Source organism: Burkholderia sp. WSM2232, from assembly GCF_000472545.1.
In the GTDB taxonomy this organism is placed as follows: Bacteria; Pseudomonadota; Gammaproteobacteria; order Burkholderiales; family Burkholderiaceae; genus Paraburkholderia.
The window spans coordinates 1-19209 of the sequence record NZ_AWZV01000016.1; the positions used below are offsets into that span (position 1 = coordinate 1).

Genomic DNA, 19209 nt, shown 5'->3' on the forward strand with positions numbered 1-19209 from the left:
GCCCCAGCAAGTAGCCCCAGCAAGTAGCCCCAGCAAGTAGCCCCAGCAAGTAGCCCCAGCAAGTAGCCCCAGCAAGTAGCCCCAGCAAGTAGCCCAGCAAGTAGCCGGCGACCAAAGAAATCAATATACGTTGATTATCACAATCAAGATTGATTCAGGCAAGGCGCACACCTAGACTCGTTCACATTTCTCGATTCAACTGTGACCGCCATGACCCCCGAACTCGCGCTCGATTCTCTTTGGACGCTTGCTGGCTGCGAGCCGGCCGCGCTCCGCTCGGTGCACTTCAGCGGTACGGAGCCGGCGTTGCCGTCCGTGTTTCGCGTCGGCGCGCTGGCGTCGGCGACCATTGCTGCAACGGGGCTGGCGGCGGCTGAATATCATCGGCTGCGCACGGGGCGCGGGCAGCGTGTGAGCGTGGACATGCGGCGTGCGCTGGCATCCTTTCGCAGCGAGCGTTATCTGCGAATCGACGGCGGGCCGCCGCCCGCGCTGCGCGATCCGGTAACGGGCTTCTACGAGACGCGCGACAGCCGCTGGATCCAACTGCACACCAACTTCGCGCATCACCTTGCGGGCGTACTGAAGGTGCTGGGCTGCGAGAACGATCGCGCGGCGGTCGCTTCAGCGATACGCGGCTGGGACGGTGCCACGCTGGATAACACGCTCGCCGAGGCGGGGCTGTGCGCTGCGCTGATCCGCACTTCGAACGAGTGGGCCGCGCTCGAACAGGCCAAGGCGATCGCGCGTCTGCCGCTCTTCGAGATCGAGCGTATCGGCGACGCGCCTGCACAGTTGCCGACGCGCCATGCATCGCCGCCGGGCCACGGCGGCAGCAGGCCGCTCTCCGGCGTGCGCGTGCTGGACCTGTCGCGCATCATTGCCGGGCCGGTCGGCGGGCGCGCGCTTGCGCAGCATGGCGCCGAGGTGTTGATGATCAACGGTCCGCATCTGCCGAACATTGCGCCGCTCGTCATCGACAACAGCCGCGGCAAGCGCTCGGCCGTGCTCGATCTGCGCGATGCGGCGGGCCGCGAAACGCTGCGCGGTTTGACGCGCGATGCCGACGTGTTTCTGCAGGCCTATCGCCCCGGCGCATTGGCGGCGCATGGCTTCGGTCCCGACGATGCTGCGCGCCTGCGGCCGGGCATTGTGTATGTGTCGGTGTGCGCGTATGGATATGAAGGGCCGTGGGCCGCGCGGCGCGGCTTCGATAGTCTCGTGCAGTCCGCGAGCGGTATCGCGGTGACCGAACAGCGCGCGGCGGGATTGCACGAGCCGAGACACCTGCCGTGTCAGGCGCTCGATCACGCGACGGGCTATCTCGCCGCTTTCGGTGCGATGGCCGCGTTGTCGCGCCGCGCGATAGAGGGCGGAAGCTGGCACGTAAAGGTGTCGCTGGCACAGACTGGCCGGTGGCTGCAATCGTTCGGCGAAATTCCTGACGGATGGAAGGCGCCTGACGTCACGCTCGACGACGTGCGCGACTGCCTCGATACCGTTCAGTCTGAGTTCGGAGGCGTGCAGGCCGTGCAGCCGGCGGAACGACTCGAGGAGACCCCGGCGTTTCTCGCGTTGCCGCCCTCGCGCATCGGCGCGCATGAGGCGAAATGGCTTTGACCGACCGAGCGCCGCTTACTTGCGCAATTCCGCCACGAAGTCGTAGTAATCGTTGCGGCAATAGGTATCGGTCAGTTCGATTGCGCGTTGATCCGCCGTGTAGCCCACACGCGTGATCAACAGCAGCGCTTCGTTCGGCGCAATGCTCATCTGCTGCGCGATCTCCTCGCTCGCGTTGACCGCGCGAAAATGCTGCAGCGCGCGCACGATCGTCAATCCGCGATTCTCCAGATAGGTGTACAACGAATCGCCAATCGCCTGCGGATCGGGAATCACTGCTGCGGGAAAGGTCGAGTTCTCGACCGCCATCACGATGCCGTCGGCAAGACGCAAGCGCCGCAGGCGCGTGACGGCCGCAGCCGGCGAAAGCCCGAGCTGGATCACTTCTTCGCGATTGGCCGGCAGGATCTCGCGCGACAGCCACTTTGAACTCGGCGTGAAACCTCGGCGCCGCAGCATTTCGCTAAAGCTCGACAGACGCGACAGCGGATCTTCATAGCGCGGTGTGATGAAACTGCCGGCGCCTTGGGTGCGCCGAATCAAGCCCTGTTCGACGAGTAGAGCGATCGCCTTGCGTGACGTGATTCGCGAAACGCCCAGCGCCTCCGAGAGTACGCGCTCGGAAGGCAGCGCTTCGCCGGCGTTCCAGCGGTTCTCGTGAATCGCCGTGCCCAGCTTGCGGGCAAGTTGCAGATAAAGCGGCGTGTCGTTTTCCGGGTCCGGGCGCAGATCGCGCCAGCGGTCTTCCGAGGCAGAGGTCATGGGGCTTACGCTAGAAGGGCGAGGAGCAATTCTAAGACATCGGCGCGTCGCGTTATAGCGGGCTTTTGCCTGGTGGCCTGCCGGATCGCAGCGCAGCCGCTAAACTCGTCGCTATGAATCGGGCAGCATCGTTGCGCGTATGCGCCTTGTGCGTCGGCGCCGGCGTAGGGTCGCAAGCGGCGGTAAAAATCGGCCGCGGACTGTATGGTCAGCAGGATCAGCGCGGTCCGCAAGATCAGCACGACCAGCACGATCAGCACGATCAGCACGATCAGCACGATCAGCACGATCAGCACGATCAGCACGATCAGCGCGGTCGGCATGATCTGCACGATCAACACCGTCCACAACAGCCAGCATAGCCAGCCATAGCCAGCCATAGCCAGCCAAAGTCAGCCACTTCAGGAGTCAGCATGACGAGCGATATTGCAAGCGTGAACCTGCCCGACGGCGAGCGCATCCCCAAACTCGGGCAAGGTACATGGGAAATGGGCGAGCAGCCCGCGCGCCGCGCGGCGGAGATCGACGCGTTGAGATGCGGAATCGAGCTCGGCATGACGCTCGTCGATACAGCTGAAATGTACGGCGACGGTGCAACCGAGTCTCTGCTCGGCGAAGCGCTCGCGGGACTGCGCGACAAGGTGTTCCTCGTCAGCAAGGTGTATCCGCATAACGCGAGCCGGCGCGGCGTGATCGCAGCGTGCGAACAGAGCCTCAAGCGTCTGAAGACGGACCGGCTCGATCTGTATCTGCTGCACTGGCGCGGCTCGGTGCCGCTCGCAGAGACGGTGGGCGCTTTCGAGGCGCTGCGCGCGGCCGGCAAGATTCGCCACTGGGGCGTGAGCAACTTCGATACCGACGACATGGAAGAACTCGTCGCCACTGCCGGCGGCGCAACGTGTGCGACGAATCAGATCCTGTACAACGTGGCGCGCCGTGGGCCGGAGTTCGATCTGCTGCCTTGGCTTGCCGCGCGCAACATGCCGGCTATGGCCTACAGTCCCGTGGATCACGCGCGTTTGCCCAAACGCTCGCCGCTCGACGACATTGCGAGCGCGCGCGGCGTTTCCGTGTTCCAGGTCGCGCTTGCGTGGGTATTGCAGCAGCCGGGCGTGTTCGCGATTCCCAAGGCGGGCCGCGTCGAGCATGTGCACGACAACTACCGCGCGCTCGAATTGCGGCTCGAGCCACACGAACTGGCCGCCATTGACGGCTATTTCAAGCCGCCGCGCGGCAAGCGCGCGTTGGAAATGCTCTGAGCGTGGCGCGTGCCGCAACCACTACATGCAAAGAGCGGACATGGCGCGCACGAAAATCGCGGCGCCATGCAGGCGCCGCGTATCGTCAGTTGCAGCTGTGATGCATGTGCACGGAGCCTAGCACCGCGACTTCGGCGGGCGTGTGCTTGAGCGAGTCGTCGTTGACCTGCGCCGCATCCGCGACGAACTCGTCGACGAGCGTGGACACCGGCGTGTTGCGCAGACACAGCGACACGCGCTGCGTTTCGTTGGCGGGCAGCGACGCGCGCTGGCCGAGGAACAGCACGCCGTACTGATAGCCGTGGATGATGCCGCGAATGGCACCCACACATTGGCCATGCGCGACGTTATCGCTCTTCTGCTTGCAGGTCTGCGCGAGCGAGTAGGCCGAGAAGCTCGGATCGACAGGCGGCGCGGACTGCGACAACGTGGGCGACAGCGGCTGCGCGGCGGGCGCCGCAGCGGGCGTGCCGGTCTGCGCATGGGCGAGCGCAGCGAAGCCGAAAGCGGTGACCGCTGCAAGACCCGCGACCGCTCGTGCCGCAAAGCTGGGGACGTTTGGATGCATGTTGTGGTGCCCTCATATCGAACGTTGAATCTGATATGAGGCAATTGCCGCGCTTTGGTTCCTGGCTCACGCACGCGCCGGCCAGATCTATTGCGATGAGTCCGGCCGGGGTCTCTTTGCCGGGCCGCTCGGCGCGTCGTCGGAAACGTCATGCGACTCGCGTCGCGGGGCCGTTTGCAGCACGCGCAACTCGTCGACGGGAATATGACAGCGGATCAGGTGTGTGGCGCCGTCGCCTGCCTGCGCAAACGGCGGGTCCTGCTGTTCGCAGATCGCGCCCAGCTTGCGCGGGCAGCGCGTATGGAACACGCAGCCGTACGGCGGCGAGGCGGCGCTCGGCAAATCGCCGGAAAGGCGGATGCGGGTTTTGCCCGGATTGCCGCCAAGCGTCGGCACCGACGACAGCAGCGCTTCCGTATAAGGATGCTGCGGCCCGTCGAACACCGCGGCGGCGGGCCCGATTTCAAGCAGCCGGCCGAGATACAGCACGGCGATGCGGTCGGACAGATAACGCACGACATGCAGATCGTGCGAGATGAATACATAGCTGACGCCGCGCTCGCGTTGCAGGTCGGCGAGCAGGTTGAGAATCGCCGCCTGCACCGAGACGTCGAGCGCGGACGTCGGCTCGTCGCACACCACCACGCGCGGCTCACCGGCGAAGGCGCGCGCAATGGCCACGCGCTGCTTGAGCCCGCCGGAAAGCTGGCGGGTGCGCGAGTCGAGATAGCGCTCCGGCAAACGCACCGCGGCGCTCAGGCTGGCAAGCCGCTCGTCGACGGCGGCACCGCGCAGCGCGCCAAGACGCGACAACGCGCGGCCGATCAGCCGCTTGACCGAATGGGCGCGGTTCAGCGCGGAATCCGGATTCTGGAACACGATCTGCAGTGACTTGACCTGCTCGTCGTTGCGTCGCGTGACGCGTGCGGCGAGCGGCGCGCCGTCGAGTTCGAGCACGCTGCCGGCGTCCGGCGTGAGAAGGCCGAGCAGCAGCTTCGCGAGCGTCGTTTTTCCGCTGCCCGATTCGCCGACGAGGCCGAGCGTCTCCCCGGCACCGAGATCGAGCGACACGTTGTCCACTGCACGCAGCGTCGTGCCGGAGACATGGAATGTCTTCGACAGATTCTGGGCGCGCAGCACGGGCTCACACGGCGTGCCGCCGCTCGTCGCATGAGTCTTTACGGGTAAAAGCGCGCTTGCGCGGGGCAACTCGATCGCACGCTCGTGATAATGGCAACGCGACATCTGATCGCCATGCGCCGCGCTCACGCGGTATGGCGGCGGTGCCTCGCGGCGGCAGCGCTCGTCGGCGAGACGGCAACGCTCCGCATAGATGCAGCCTTGCGCCACTGAACCGGGCGCAGGCAGGCCGCCGGCAATCGTGTCGAGCCGCTCGCTGTCCTTGCTGCGTCCCTGCGTGGGCAGGCAGCGCAACAGCCCCACTGTGTACGGATGACGCGGGCGCGTGAAGACGTCCTGGGTCGCGCCTTCCTCGACCAGTTTGCCCGCATACAGCACGCCGACGCGTTCGCACATGCGCCCGATCACGGCGAGGTTGTGGCTGATGAAGAGCACCGCGGTGCCGAGCTCCACGCGCAGTTGCGCGACGAGGTCGAGCACTTCGGCTTCGACGGTGGCGTCGAGGCCGGTGGTGGGTTCGTCGAGAATCAGCAGCGCGGGGTTCGACGCAAGCGCCATCGCAATCACCACGCGCTGTTGCATGCCGCCCGACAATTGATGAGGATAACTGTCCATCACGCGTTCTGGCGACGCAATGCGCACGCGTTGCAGCATCTCGAGCGAGCGCTGCATTGCTTCGTTGTGGGCGACCCCTGCGGCTTCGAATGCCTCCGACACTTGCCGCGCGATCGTCAGCGACGGATTCAGCGCACGGCCCGGGTCCTGATAGACCATCGAAATGGTGTTGGCGCGCAGCATGCGCAGAGCGTCGGCGTCGAGCTTGTTTACCTCGGCGCCCGCGATGACGATCTTGCCCGCCTTGACCTTGCCGTTGCGCGGCAGATAGCGCAGCGCTGCCATCGCCACCGTCGACTTGCCGCAACCCGATTCGCCGACAAGGCCGTACGCTTCGCCGCGCCGCACGCGAAACGACACGTCTTGCAGGACCTCGCGATCGCGCCCGCGTATCCGGTAGGTCACCGTCAGGCCGACGATAGTCAGCGCATCCGTGCGGTCGCTCTTCGACACGTCGAAGGCGGGAAACGAAGAGGGCGGCGGTCCGTTCATCGGTCGAGCACGCCTTGTACGCCGTCGGCAATCAGATTCACGCCTACGACGAGCGTGGCGATTGCGCCGGCCGCGAACACCACGGTCCACCATGCGCCGCCGGCCATCAGCGTGTACGACTCGGACAGCGCGAGGCCCCAGTCGGCGGAAGGCGGCTGAATGCCGAAGCCCAGAAACGACAGCGTGGCCACCGCGAAGATCGCGTACCCGAGCCGCACGGTGGCCTCGACGACGATGGGCGGCAGCACGTTCGGCAGGATTTCCGCGAACATGATGTAGGGCGCGCGTTCCCCGCGCAATTGCGCAGCGGCCACGTAGTCCAGATGACGCTCGGCGAATACGGCGGCGCGCACGGTGCGCGCGGTGATCGGCGCGAAGGTGATGCCGATCACCAGGATCACCGTGAAGTTCGAGGCGCCCACGGCCGCCAGCGCGAGCAGCGCGACGATCACGAGCGGCAGCGCGAGGACGGCGTCGATCGCGCGGCCCACCACGTTGTCGACCCAGCCGTCGAAGTAGCCGACCACGAGCCCGAGCGCCGTGCCACTCACGGTGCCGAGCAGCGTGGCGAGCGGCGCGATGGTGAGAATGTCGCGCGCGCCGACAATCACACGTGAGAACACGTCGCGGCCGAGCTGGTCGGTGCCGAACCAATGCGCGTGATCCGGCGGCATCAGCGAATTGAGCGGGTCGGACGCATACGGATCGACCGGCACGAACCACGGTCCGGCTATCGCGCAACCGATCCACCACGCGACGATCAGCACGCCCACGACAAAAGTCGGCGAGCGCAGCAGCACGCGCAAGCGGTCGAAGCGCGGCTCGCTGGCGGCGCGCGGCGCGGCCGGCGGAACGATCGTGCTCATTCGGCGCTCCTCACGCGCAGGCGCGGATTGAGCAGCACGTGCAACGCATCCGCGACCAGGTTGGCGACGGTGTACACCACACCGATGGTCAGTACGCCGGCTTCGAGCATCGGGAAGTCCTTGGCTTTCGCGGCGTTGTAAATTAGCGAGCCGATGCCCGGATAGCGGAACAGCGTCTCCACCACGACGAGGCCGCCGATCATGTAGCCGAGCTGGGTCGCGGCCACGGTGATGGTCGGCAGGAGCGCATTGCGCAACACGTGCCGCCAGATCACGACGTGACGCGGCAGGCCCTTGAGAATCGCGGTGCGCGTGTAGTCCGCGTCGAGCGCTTCGACGGTGCCCGCACGCGCCATGCGCGCGATGTAGCCGAAGAACACCAGCACCAGCGGCAGCACGGGCAGGACCAGATAGCGCGATTGTTCGAGCGCGTTGGCGTCGGGCGGATACGAGGCCTCGATAGGCAGCCAGCGCAGCCACACGCCGAAGACGAGGATCAGCACGATCGACGAGACGAATTCCGGCACCACGGTGGCCGACAGTCCCGCGATGCTGATCGTGCGATCGAGCCAGCGTCCGGCATGCATGGCCGACCACACGCCGCCCGCAATGCCTAGCGGCACCACCACGATGAACGCGAGCAAGCCGAGCTTCGCGGAATGCGCGAGCGCGTCGCCGATGAACGGCGCCACCGGCTCGCGATACGCGTAGGAAAGCCCCATGTCGCCGCGCACGAAACGCGCGATCCACTCGGCGTATTGCGTCATCAGCGGGCGGTCGGCGCCTAGTTGATGATTGAGCGCCGCGACCGCGCGCGCGTCCGCGAGCGGCCCGAGCACCGCGCGGCCAATGTCGCCGGGCAGCAGTTGCCCGCCGGCGAATACGATCACCGACAACAGCCACAGCGTAATCAGCGACAAGCCGACGCGTGTCGCAAGAAAGCGTGTGACGCGGCCGGCATTGCCGTGCCGCGCGGAAGCGAAAGAGTTCACAGTGCTCGACATGGTGAAGCCTGGCCGGTCAAACACGGCGCACGCGAGACGCTCACGCGCTCAGCACCGCGCGGTCGAAATAAAGCTGCGCGAGCGCGGTGAAGCGTACGCCATTCACGCCCTTGCGCATGGCGATCAGTTGATCGTAGAAGAATGGAATGATGATCGGCGTTTCGTCGAGCAACAGTGTCTGGATCTGGCCGGAGATCTTCTTCTGCGAGGCGAGGTCCACGGCGGCGACGAACTGCGCGACCAGTTGATCGTATTGCGGATTCCTGAAGTGCGCCGCGTTCCATGTGCCGTTGCTCGTGAGCGGCGCATTCAGGAACACGTTGGGCACGCCGCGATGACCGTAGTCGGTGATGCCGAGCGGCGAGTCGAGCCAGTCCGATTTGCCTGGCGTGCCGGCTCCGTAATAGAGCGACTGGCTCTCGACCTTCAGATTGATGCGCACGCCGATTGCCTTCGCCGCGTTCTGCACGACGACCGCGAGATCGGGAATCTCCATGTACTTTTCGGTGGTCAGCGTGACATCGAAGCCGTTCGGTACACCCGCTTGCGCGAGCAGTTGTTTTGCCTTCGCTATGTCGAGCTTGCGCTGCGGCACGCCCGCATCCGATGACGGAAACACGGGCGCAAACGGACTGTCGTTGCCAAGCTGCGCACGGCCCTTGAAGAGCCCGCGCACCAGCACGTCGCGATCGAGCGAGAGGGCTAGCGCCTGGCGCACGCGCTTGTCCTTGAAGAGCGGATTGTCGTTGCGCATATGAATCTGCCGATGCGCGCTCGACTTCACGCCCACTGCCTTGTAGTCCGGATTGTTCAGGATCGCGGCGCCGCCCTGCACGGTGAAGGTGCCCATCACGTCCGCACGGTGGCCTTGCAGCGCGAGCAGTTGTGCCTGCTGATCCGCATAGAACGAAAACTGTACGCGCTCCGGTAACGCTTTCTCGCCCCAGTAGTCGGGGTTGCGCACGAACGACGCGCCCACCTTCGGCTGATACTTCTCGAGCCTGAACGGCCCGGTGCCGATAAAGGTCTTTTCATAACCGCCCGCGTAGTTCGCGGGCAGAATCACGGCGTTGTAATTGTCCGAGGAAACGTAGTAGGGGAAGTTGCCGTTCGGCGCATCCAGATGGAAAGCGACGGTGTGCTCGTCAACCACTTTGGCGCCGCCCTTGGAGAGCACGCCCTTCAAAACCGACAGTGCGGCCGAGCCGCTGGCCGGATCGGCAAGGCGGTCGAAGGTGGCCACCACGTCTTTGGCAGTGAAAGCCTGGCCGTCGTGGAACTTGACGTTCTCGCGCAGCTTGAAGGTCCACACGTCGCCCTTGTCGTTCGGCTTCCACGACAACGCGAGCGCCGGCTTGAGCATGAGTTTTTCGCCGTCGTCGTCGATCAGGAATTCGCCGGTCTGATTGAGCAGCGCGAGGCTCGCGGCATCCGTCACCGTGAGCGGGTCCACGGCGCCCGCCGGCGTGAGATGGGCCACACGAATCGTCTGGTTTGAAGGCGTGCCCGGTTTTGCGCTGCCCTGTGCCGACGCGCGCGGCGCGTCGAGCAGGCCCCCGCCCGCGAGCGACAAACCGATCACGCTCGCATAGCGCAGCAGTTCGCGCCGTGTGATGCGGCCGGCGAGAAATTCGTCGATGGCATGATGGCCATAGGCGTCGGCGTTGCGACGGGCGAGTTCGAGAGCGGGGAATCGGTCTGCGGGAGTCTTCATCGTGGGAATGTCCAGTCCGTTCGGTTGCCGGTTGTGATACGCCGCGCCAGGTGCGCGGCAGGCGACTGCGCGGCGGGCGCAAGTTCGGCGATGCAAGGCTGTTTCAGTTTAAGCGATTGCTCATGGATTGGAGCGCTTGCGGCGGCGGGAGGTTCGCGATCAGCAGATAAAAGGGCCGGTGTGTGTCGTCGCCACAACGGTTGCGCCGCATCCGGGCAGACGGCGCAGACGCTGTGCCGTGCGTGGCGCGCGGCATGCTGCGCGGTGGCGCTCCGCTTGCTGGCGTGATAGCGAACGAACCGCTGTGATGAAATCGCTGCGAGCAAAACAGCCGCCGAACACAAACCGAAGAAGCAAAACCGAAGAAGCCAAAGCGCCGAAGCCAAGGCGCGGAAGCAAAAGCGACGAAGCTAAACCGCCGCAAGAAACCGCAAACGAAAAGCCCCACACAAAACGCCGCACATGAACCGGAAAAATACTCGCCGCAAGCTAGTCCAGCGTTTAAGCGCGGTCGCAGTTACCGCATCGCCGCGGCCGGCCTCCGCCAGCGATGAAACAGCACCGAGCCGATCCAGCACGCAATGAACGCAGCGACGATCCCATAGCCAAGCACACCGAACTGGTCGTTGATGCGCGTCACTGCGTCCCACACCCCGCCATTCAGGCCGAGGCTGTCAGACAGCAGTCGCAGCGCCTCAACGCCGCCGATCACGATCGCCACCATCGCCGAAACGAACGTGATGCTCGCGTTGTAGTAGAGCTTGCGTTTGGGGTCGTCCATGGCCCAGCCGTAGGCGTGGATCATCAGCACGTTGTCCGTCGAATCGACGAGCGTCATGCCCGCGGTGAAAAGCGCGGGAAACACCAGAATCGAATACAGCGGCAGGCCCTTGCCCGCTTCGGACGCGGCAATCGCGAGCAGGCCGATTTCGGTAGCGGTGTCAAAGCCGAGGCCGAACAGTACGCCTACCGGGTACATATGCCAGCTTCGGGTCACGAGCCGGAACAGCGGCCGCAGCGCGCGTGCCAGAAGACCGCCGGGAGCGGACGTCTGCGCGATGTCGAGCGCGGCAACGGCCGCTTCGCCGTGATGTTGCACATGACGATAACGGCGCCATACGTCGCGCAGAATCACCAGGTTCACCGCCGCGAGTATCAGCAGGAACGTCGCCGAAACGAGTGTGCCCAGTGTTGCGCCCACGGCCTTGAAGGTCTCGAAGCGGCCGTGCAGCGAATGCGCGCTCCACGCTATTCCCAGTGTCGCAAGAATCACGATGGTCGAGTGACCCAGCGAGAACGCAAGCCCGACGCTGAGCGGCCGCTGGCCGGTCTGCATCAGCTTGCGCGTGACGGCGTCGATGGCGGCGATATGGTCCGCGTCGACCGCATGACGAAGGCCGAAACCATACGCGAGCAACGCGGTGCCGAGCAGCAGCGGATAGTGGCGAAACGCGATCAGCGCCCATGCCCACGCGGCGAGATTGGCTGCGAGCAGAACCGCATACAACGTGAGAAGGCGAGGGCGCAGCGAGGCAGTCGGCGTCATGAGTCGCGTGGTCGAGGATGAGTGTTGGTGTTAGTTAGTGATCGTGCGGATGCTTGTGAATCGGATCGACCCAATACACCGTTTCCGGTTGCTCTACGGCGTCGATGTTCAGGTTGACCACCACGGCCTCGTTGTCGCTGCGCACCAGCACGCACTCGAGCGGTTCGTCGGTGCTCGCGTTGATCTCCTGATGCGGCACATACGGCGGCACGAAGATGAAGTCGCCGGGACCGGCCTCGGCGGTGAACTCGAGGTGCTCGCCCCAGCGCATGCGAGCCTGGCCGCGCACCACGAAAATCACGCTTTCGAGCGCGCCGTGATGATGGGCGCCGGTCTTTGCATTCGGGTGAATCGTCACCGTGCCGGCCCAGATTTTCTGCGCGCCGACTCGCGCGGCGTTGATCGCGGCGGCGCGGTTCATGCCCGGCGTCTGCGGCGTGTTGGTGTCGAGCTGATCGCCTCTGATGACCTTCACGCCGTGCTCGCGCCAATCGACAGGCACGACCCCTTGGTCCCGCTCGTCGTTGTAATGCGGATGTTCGTGATCCTGGCTCATCGCGTGTCTCCTCGTGGGCTGCAAAGGCGTGGCGAAGTTCGCGGCGCCGTCCTGCATTCTGACATGGTAAAAAAATGAGCGTGGCCGTGTGGGGCGGGCCGCCGCGGGTGCTGCGAGCGCTTCGGGCAAATGGCCGTCGGCGAAAAAAAGCCTGTCCGTGGTGGACAGGCTTTCTGTGTGGCAGTCGGGGCAGCGCGTGCCAGCCGGTGCGCCGCATAGCGGCAGCCCGGCTGTCAGGCTGGCGGCTAAGGCTTACTTCTGCTTCGCGTTGATCACGGCTTCCGCGACGTTGTTCGGCGTTTCCGCGTAGTGCTTGAACTCCATCGTGTAGGTCGCGCGGCCTTGAGTCGCAGAGCGCAGCGACGTCGAGTAGCCGAACATTTCCGCGAGCGGCACTTCGGCGCGCACCAGCTTGCCGCCGCCGCCCGCGATGTCTTCCATGCCTTGCACGAGCCCGCGGCGGCTCGACAGATCGCCCATGACGTTGCCCATGAAGTCTTCGGGTGTTTCCACCTCGACGGCCATCATCGGTTCGAGCAGCACCGGCTTCGCCTTGCGCATCGCATCCTTGAAGGCCATCGAGCCGGCCATACGGAAAGCGTTTTCGTTCGAGTCCACGTCGTGGTACGAGCCGAAGGTCAGCGTCACCTTCACGTCGACCACCGGATAACCCGCCAGTACGCCGGCCTTCAGCGTCTCCTGAATGCCCTTGTCCACCGCCGGAATGTATTCGCGCGGGATCACGCCACCCTTGATCGCGTCGACGAATTCATAGCCCTTGCCCTGCTGCGCCGGTTCGAGCGTAATCACCGCGTGACCGTACTGGCCGCGCCCGCCCGACTGCTTGACGAACTTGCCCTCGACGTCTTCGACCTTGTTGCGCACCGTCTCGCGGTACGCCACCTGCGGTTTGCCGACCGTCGCTTCCACGCCGAACTCGCGCTTCATCCGGTCGACGAGAATTTCGAGGTGCAGCTCGCCCATGCCGGAGATGATCGTCTGGCCCGACTCTTCATCCGTTTGTACGCGGAACGAAGGGTCTTCCTGCGCGAGACGATTGAGCGCGATGCCCATCTTCTCCTGGTCGGCCTTGGTCTTCGGCTCGACAGCCTGCGAGATCACCGGCTCGGGGAAGATCATCTTCTCGAGAATGATGACCTTGTTCGGGTCGCACAGCGTGTCGCCGGTGGTCGCTTCTTTCAGGCCGACGGCCGCGGCGATGTCGCCTGCGCGCACTTCCTTGATTTCCTTGCGTTCGTTCGCGTGCATCTGCAGGATCCGGCCAAGGCGTTCCTTCTTCTCCTTGACCGGGTTGTAGACCGTGTCGCCCGAATTGACCACGCCGGAATACACGCGGAAGAAAATCAGCTGGCCGACGAACGGGTCGGTCATGATCTTGAAGGCGAGCGCGGAGAACGGCTCGTCGTCGTTCGGATGACGCTCCGCTTCGTTGTCGTGTTCGTCGTGACCGAGAATCGCGGGCACGTCCACCGGCGAGGGCAGGTAGTCGATCACCGCGTCGAGCATGGCCTGCACGCCCTTGTTCTTGAACGCGCTGCCGCACAGCATCGGCACGATTTCGTTGGCGATGGTGCGCGCGCGCAGCCCCTGCTTGATCTCCTCTTCGGAGAGCGTCTCGCCGCCGAGATACTTGTCGAGCAGTTCTTCGCTTGCCTCGGCGGCGGCCTCGACCATCTTGTCGTGCCATTCCTTCGCCGTGGCCGCGAGTTCCGCCGGAATATCCTGATACTCGAACTTGATACCCTGGCTGTCGTCGTCCCAGACGATCGCCTTCATCTTGACGAGATCGACGACGCCCTGGAAGTGTTCCTCCGCGCCGACCGGAATCTGAATGGGCACGGCGACGCCCTTCAGACGCTCGCCGATCTGACGCTGCACGCGGAAAAAGTCGGCACCCACGCGGTCCATCTTGTTGACGAACGCGATGCGCGGCACCTTGTACTTGTTCGCCTGGCGCCAGACGGTTTCCGATTGCGGCTGCACGCCGCCCACCGAGTCGTACACCATGCAGGCGCCGTCGAGCACGCGCATGGAGCGCTCCACTTCGATCGTAAAGTCGACGTGTCCCGGCGTGTCGATGATGTTGATCCGATGCTCGGGATAGTTGCCGGCCATGCCTTTCCAGAAGGCGGTGGTGGCCGCCGACGTGATCGTGATGCCGCGCTCCTGCTCCTGTTCCATCCAGTCCATCGTCGCCGCACCGTCGTGAACCTCGCCGATCTTGTGGGTCACGCCGGTGTAGAACAGGATGCGTTCAGTGGTGGTGGTTTTGCCGGCATCGATGTGAGCGCTGATGCCGATATTCCGGTAGCGCTCGATGGGAGTCTTGCGGGGCACGTGAACCTCCTTGGAATAGCGCGCCTGAAACGCTTGGCCGGGCGGCACCTGGTGCCGCCCGGACCGCGGGATTGCTGCGTTGCTAAGAATACTAGGATAGCGCGTCGGCCCGTCTTTTGCAGGAATGTTGCCAGGCGGGCGGCGGGGTAAGGCGCGCGGGGCGGTGGAGTTTCGCGGGCGGCGGGTCCACGTGCGATGCGATGCGCGGCGACAAGGGCAAAGCCGGGGTGTTCGGGTGCGGGACCGGCTTGCGGTGAGAGGAGGGCTCGGTTGTGGCGTGCCGTCAGCGTCCTGGCTGATCGAGGACACGGCTATGCAGTGCGGCGCAGTCTGACGAGTATCAGGTGCCACCTGACGGAGCAACTGCCACCCGACGGGCATTGAGCCGCGCGATCAGAGGCCCCGTCTGCCGCACATTCAGACGTCCGATCAGCCCAGAACCGCGTGTGTGGCGGCGCACCCACGCGCGGCTTGCGCGCCAACTGACGCGCGATTCTGCGCCGGCTTACTGGACCGGCTTACTGCGTCTGCTTACTGCGCCGGCTTATTGCGCCGCGGGCAGCCCCTGGATTTTCATGCCTGGCTTGATGCCCTTCGACGTGAACCAGCCCTTGCTCATCTCGAGCGCGTACACGCCGTTGTTCTTCGGGCAGTGGTTGCTGGTCGTCTCGGCCTGCATCTCGTCGATGTCGGTCACAGTGCCGTCCGCGCGCATGAACGCGATCGACAACGGGATCAGCGTGTTCTTCATCCAGAAGCAATGCACTGCGTTTTCGTTGAACACGAACAGCATGCCTTCGTTCGGCGCGAGGCTCGTGCGGTACATCAGACCCTGCTCGCGGTCCGCGTCGTTAGCGGCGACGGCCGCGTCGATTACGAACATGCCGGCGGTCAGCCGCGCACGCGGAAATTCGCCGGGTTGCTTCGCGCCGGCCGGCAACTGCTGCGCATGAGCGGGGGGCGCGCTGAGCGCGGAGAACGACAGCGCTGCGAACGCCACCACAGTGGGCAACACAGCGGCGACGGCGAAACGCGCCATTAACGAGCGCAGGGGAAATCGCACGGCATGACTCCTTGCTGGAATGAATCGGAATGGTACGCGAGCGCGTCAAAAACAAAAAGGCAGATCGCCTTGCGGTGACCTGCCTTCCAACGCCGTAAGAACGGCAATGAAGCGTAGTTCTTGACTGCGTTTTACAACAAACTTACTCCGAAGCTGCCGAAGCGGCTGCTGCAGCAGCTGCCTTCTTGTGCGACTTCTTGTGAGCGTGCTTCGTGGTCTTCTTTGCCGACGAAGCTGCTGCTGCCGGAGCTGCCGAAGCTGCTGCCGGTGCCGAAGCTTGTGCGAATGCTGCCGTTGCGAAGAGGCCAGCGACCAGAGCGGCGATCAGTTTGTTCATTTTGAAAATCCTCAGCTTGAGTTAATTAACCAAATGACCCGGTTATGTTTGAGTCATGTCGGTAAACGTGCCATCCACCTTTCGGTTGACAGTCGCATCGAACAAATTTTCGACGCGTCTGCCGAGCGCTCAGACTGCCTCCACTGACCGCGCGAGCGGCATGTACAAAGGCCCTTAAGGCTGAATGCCGGACAGCTTCGGGCGGCATCTGCGTCGAATAACGCATGAGTTCGCGAGCCGGTTGACGTGAATCGTGCCGAAACTTTTCACGCGTACACTGAGGTGAACCATGTTGTGTGAAATGGGCGCGCAATTCGCTGTTTCACGCTTTTTCACCGATTCGTTTCACGGGCGGTTTCATTCGCGCATACAACGAGTTAGCGATTTATGCGACGCCTTCCCAAGGTGCGTTGAGCGGCAAATCGACGCTCTCGCCCGGCATGAGCCCGAGCGCGAAAATATCGAGCGCGCCGATGCCGACCCGCACGAGCCGCAGCGTCGGAAAGCCGACTGCGGCGGTCATGCGGCGCACCTGGCGGTTTTTGCCCTCGGCGATGGACAACTCGATCCACGTGGTCGGAATCGCGGCGCGATAGCGAATCGGGGGCGTGCGCGGCCAGAGTCTGTCAGCCGGGTCCACGTAGTCGGCGCGACACGGTTTCGTCACATAGTCGCCGAGGTCGACGCCGCGCGCGAGCTTCCTGAGCGCGGCGGCATCCACCGCGCCTTCCACTTGCGCCCAATAACGCTTGACGAGCTTGTGGCGCGGTTCGGCGATACGCGCTTGCAAGGCGCCGTCGTCGGTGAGAAGCAGCAGGCCTTCGCTGTCCGAATCGAGGCGGCCGGCCGGATAAACGCCCGGCACGCTAACCCAGTCGGCCAGCGTCGCGCGCGTCTCGTGCGCAGAAAACTGGCAGATGGTGCCGAACGGCTTGTTCAGGGCAAGTAAACGCATGAGCAAGGAATTGAGTTGTGCAGCGCGCGCCGCGGCATGGTCGGCACGGCGCGACACCGCAGCGCAGGGGCGATGCCTGCGGCAAATGGCGGGATAATAAAGCATGCGGCGTCGCCTGGCGGGCGCGGTCCTGGATACGGCGGGCGGTGGGCGCCGTGCCTGGTCGCCGCATGCATGTTGGAAAACCCCGAGCCGCCCGCGCCTCGAAGCGGCTCCCGCGTGGGCTAGAATAACCGCCAGGCCGCGTGCGCGCGTGCGGCACTGCGCGTAGCGAGAAGCACCATATTGGCAGTCTCCCCTCAGCTTTCAGCACAGCTTTCACTGGAGTCCGATCATGCCGTATCAGCACATCAAGGTTCCGACCGGTGGTGACAAGATCACCGTCAACGCGGATTTCTCGCTCAACGTTTCGGATCAGCCGATCATTCCGTTTATCGAAGGCGACGGCACCGGTCTCGACATTACGCCCGTCATGATCAAGGTCGTGGACGCCGCTGTCGAAAAAGCCTACGCGGGCAAGAGAAAAATCCAGTGGATGGAAATTTACGCTGGCGAAAAATCGACCAGGGTCTACGGCCCGGACGTGTGGTTGCCGGAAGAAACGCTGCAGGTGCTGAAGGAATATGTGGTGTCCATCAAGGGGCCGCTGACCACGCCCGTGGGCGGCGGCATCCGTTCGCTGAACGTCGCGTTGCGTCAGGAACTGGACTTGTACGTGTGCCTGCGCCCCGTGCAGTACTTCAAGGGTGTGCCCTCGCCGGTGCGCGAGCCGGAGAAGACCAACATGGTGATCTTCCGCGAGAACTCGGAAGACATCTACGCGGGTATCGAATGGCCGGCCGAATCGGAGCAGGCGAAGAAGGTCATCAAGTTCCTGCAGGAAGAAATGGGCGTGAAGAAGATCCGCTTTCCGGAAACTTCGGGAATCGGCATCAAGCCGGTGTCGCGCGAGGGCACGGAGCGTCTCGTGCGCAAGGCGATCCAGTATGCAATCGACAACGACCGCCGCTCCGTCACGCTCGTGCACAAGGGCAACATCATGAAGTACACGGAAGGCGCCTTCCGTGACTATGGCTATGCGCTCGCGCAGAAGGAATTCAATGCCGAGCTGATCGACGGCGGCCCGTGGATGAAGGTGAAGAACCCGAAGACAGGCGGCGACATTGTGGTGAAGGACGTGATTGCGGACGCTTTCCTGCAGCAGATTTTGCTTCGTCCTGCGGAATACGACGTGATCGCCACGCTGAACCTGAACGGCGACTATGTGTCGGACGCGCTCGCCGCGCAAGTGGGCGGCATCGGTATTGCGCCGGGCGCGAACATGTCCGATTCGGTCGCGATGTTCGAGGCCACTCACGGGACGGCACCGAAGTACGCGGGCAAAGACTACGTGAATCCGGGGTCGGAAATTCTCTCGGCGGAAATGATGCTGCGCCATCTCGGTTGGGTCGAGGCGGCGGATCTGATCATCAAGTCGATGGAAACGTCGATTCTGCAAAAGCGCGTCACATACGACTTCGCGCGCCTGATGGAAGGCGCGACGCAGGTTTCCTGTTCGGGCTTCGGGCAGGTGATGATCGAGAATATGAATCTTTGATTCAACGGGCGTTCCGCGACGCCCGCTCTGATTTTGAAGACCCAGCTGGATTTGACGATCGGCTGGGTTTTTTTGTTGCCGCGAGGGTGCGGCACTTTGCCGTGGCGTCAGCCTGCGGGGGCTTTCTGGCGACGTGCGTGGCTAGCGTCTCCAGCGAGTCTGGGGAGTTGCCGTTTGCGGTGTCGTTGTCCGTTCATTGCTCCATGCACGGCGCTCTGGCTCTTGTCGGTGAGCCGGAACGATGGCCTCGCAGTTGCCGCCGCGGTTTTTGAGTTCTCTCCGGTGCTTTTTGAGCAGGGCTAATGATAAAGTTCAGACAAAACAGCACAGAGAGAGGGCCACGTGTCACGCAGCATTATTTGCGTCGGCGACGCCACGTCGCACGGCGGCAGGGTACTGGAAGGCAACCCGGCTGCAACGCTGGAGGGTAGGCCCATTGCGGGCGTGGGGCACATGGTCGCGTGTCCTCAATGCAAGGGCACCTTTCCCATCTTGCCTGACGTGCTGGGCCGCCGTTATCCGCACGCAATTGACGGCCGAAACACGGCCGTGGAGGGTATGCGCACTGCATGCGGCGCGACGCTCATCGCGTCCCAGGCGAATTCAACCATTCGTGACGACGGCGAGGGGCGCGCAAGTACTGGCGCAGCGGCTGCTGCGGTCGGTGCGCTCGGGCTGTCACCAAGCCCGACACTGTGTCTCGAATGCCTGAAGGCCGCAGCGGAAAGCGGAGCAACGATGGTCATGCGGGGATAGA

General features: G+C 64.1%; 17 protein-coding genes. 4 read left to right on the forward strand and 13 right to left on the reverse strand.

The window, feature by feature from the left end; translation table 11 throughout:
- The first annotated feature begins 210 nt into the window (after positions 1-210).
- On the forward strand, positions 211-1620 hold the full coding sequence (locus F757_RS0116010; RefSeq protein ID WP_027212279.1) for a CoA transferase: 1410 nt from the start codon (positions 211-213) through the stop codon (positions 1618-1620).
- Positions 1621-1635: 15 nt separating this feature from the next.
- Here F757_RS0116010 and F757_RS0116015 read toward each other — a convergent pair whose 3' ends face one another.
- On the reverse strand, positions 1636-2382 hold the full coding sequence (locus tag F757_RS0116015) for a GntR family transcriptional regulator (RefSeq protein ID WP_020069137.1): 747 nt from the start codon (positions 2380-2382) through the stop codon (positions 1636-1638).
- A gap of 5 nt (positions 2383-2387) precedes the next feature.
- A complete protein-coding gene (locus F757_RS35820) occupies positions 2388-2762 on the reverse strand; it encodes a hypothetical protein (RefSeq protein WP_035466970.1) in 375 nt (124 codons plus the stop codon).
- A gap of 33 nt (positions 2763-2795) precedes the next feature.
- Here F757_RS35820 and F757_RS0116025 point away from each other — a divergent pair, with 33 nt between their 5' ends.
- Positions 2796-3641 carry an aldo/keto reductase gene (locus F757_RS0116025; RefSeq protein WP_027212280.1) on the forward strand — a complete coding sequence of 282 codons (846 nt, stop codon included), beginning with the start codon at positions 2796-2798 and terminating at the stop codon, positions 3639-3641.
- Positions 3642-3726: 85 nt separating this feature from the next.
- On the opposite strand, the gene F757_RS0116030 is transcribed toward F757_RS0116025, so the two are convergent.
- The 11 genes from F757_RS0116030 to F757_RS0116080 form a co-directional block, all read right to left on the reverse strand.
- Positions 3727-4209 carry a hypothetical protein gene (locus tag F757_RS0116030; RefSeq protein ID WP_027212281.1) on the reverse strand — a complete coding sequence of 161 codons (483 nt, stop codon included), beginning with the start codon at positions 4207-4209 and terminating at the stop codon, positions 3727-3729.
- Positions 4210-4296: 87 nt separating this feature from the next.
- On the reverse strand, positions 4297-6456 hold the full coding sequence (locus F757_RS0116035) for an ABC transporter ATP-binding protein (RefSeq protein ID WP_027212282.1): 2160 nt from the start codon (positions 6454-6456) through the stop codon (positions 4297-4299).
- Positions 6453-7322, reverse strand: coding sequence for an ABC transporter permease (locus F757_RS0116040; RefSeq protein ID WP_027212283.1), 870 nt, complete (start codon positions 7320-7322; stop codon positions 6453-6455). The genes F757_RS0116035 and F757_RS0116040 overlap by 4 nt, the downstream gene beginning before the upstream one ends.
- Positions 7319-8326 (reverse strand): ABC transporter permease, encoded by a 1008-nt coding sequence (locus tag F757_RS0116045; RefSeq protein WP_027212284.1) that lies wholly within the window; start codon positions 8324-8326, stop codon positions 7319-7321. Before F757_RS0116045 ends, F757_RS0116040 begins: the two co-directional genes overlap by 4 nt.
- A 40-nt stretch (positions 8327-8366) precedes the next feature.
- Complete coding sequence (locus tag F757_RS0116050) at positions 8367-10040, reverse strand: ABC transporter substrate-binding protein (RefSeq protein WP_027212285.1); 1674 nt, start codon at positions 10038-10040, stop codon at positions 8367-8369.
- A gap of 517 nt (positions 10041-10557) precedes the next feature.
- Positions 10558-11586 carry a HoxN/HupN/NixA family nickel/cobalt transporter gene (locus tag F757_RS0116055; protein ID WP_027212286.1) on the reverse strand — a complete coding sequence of 343 codons (1029 nt, stop codon included), beginning with the start codon at positions 11584-11586 and terminating at the stop codon, positions 10558-10560.
- Positions 11587-11620: 34 nt separating this feature from the next.
- A complete protein-coding gene (locus tag F757_RS0116060) occupies positions 11621-12142 on the reverse strand; it encodes a cupin domain-containing protein (protein ID WP_027212287.1) in 522 nt (173 codons plus the stop codon).
- A gap of 252 nt (positions 12143-12394) precedes the next feature.
- The gene (fusA, locus tag F757_RS0116065) at positions 12395-14500 is read right to left on the reverse strand and encodes an elongation factor G (protein ID WP_027212288.1); all 2106 of its coding nucleotides are present in this window, start codon (positions 14498-14500) and stop codon (positions 12395-12397) included.
- A 544-nt stretch (positions 14501-15044) separates the two neighbouring features.
- Positions 15045-15563, reverse strand: a complete 519-nt coding sequence (locus tag F757_RS0116070; RefSeq protein WP_027212289.1) for a DUF192 domain-containing protein — start codon at positions 15561-15563, stop codon at positions 15045-15047.
- A 142-nt stretch (positions 15564-15705) separates the two neighbouring features.
- The gene (locus F757_RS0116075; RefSeq protein WP_027212290.1) at positions 15706-15900 is read right to left on the reverse strand and encodes a hypothetical protein; all 195 of its coding nucleotides are present in this window, start codon (positions 15898-15900) and stop codon (positions 15706-15708) included.
- Between the two features lie 385 nt (positions 15901-16285).
- Positions 16286-16855: a pseudouridine synthase gene (locus F757_RS0116080; RefSeq protein WP_027212291.1), complete on the reverse strand. Its 570-nt coding sequence runs from the start codon at positions 16853-16855 to the stop codon at positions 16286-16288.
- A 334-nt stretch (positions 16856-17189) separates the two neighbouring features.
- Here F757_RS0116080 and icd point away from each other — a divergent pair, with 334 nt between their 5' ends.
- Complete coding sequence (icd, locus tag F757_RS0116085; protein WP_027212292.1) at positions 17190-18452, forward strand: NADP-dependent isocitrate dehydrogenase; 1263 nt, start codon at positions 17190-17192, stop codon at positions 18450-18452.
- A 342-nt stretch (positions 18453-18794) separates the two neighbouring features.
- Positions 18795-19208 carry a PAAR domain-containing protein gene (locus tag F757_RS0116090; protein WP_027212293.1) on the forward strand — a complete coding sequence of 138 codons (414 nt, stop codon included), beginning with the start codon at positions 18795-18797 and terminating at the stop codon, positions 19206-19208.
- The last annotated feature ends 1 nt before the right edge of the window (position 19209 follow it).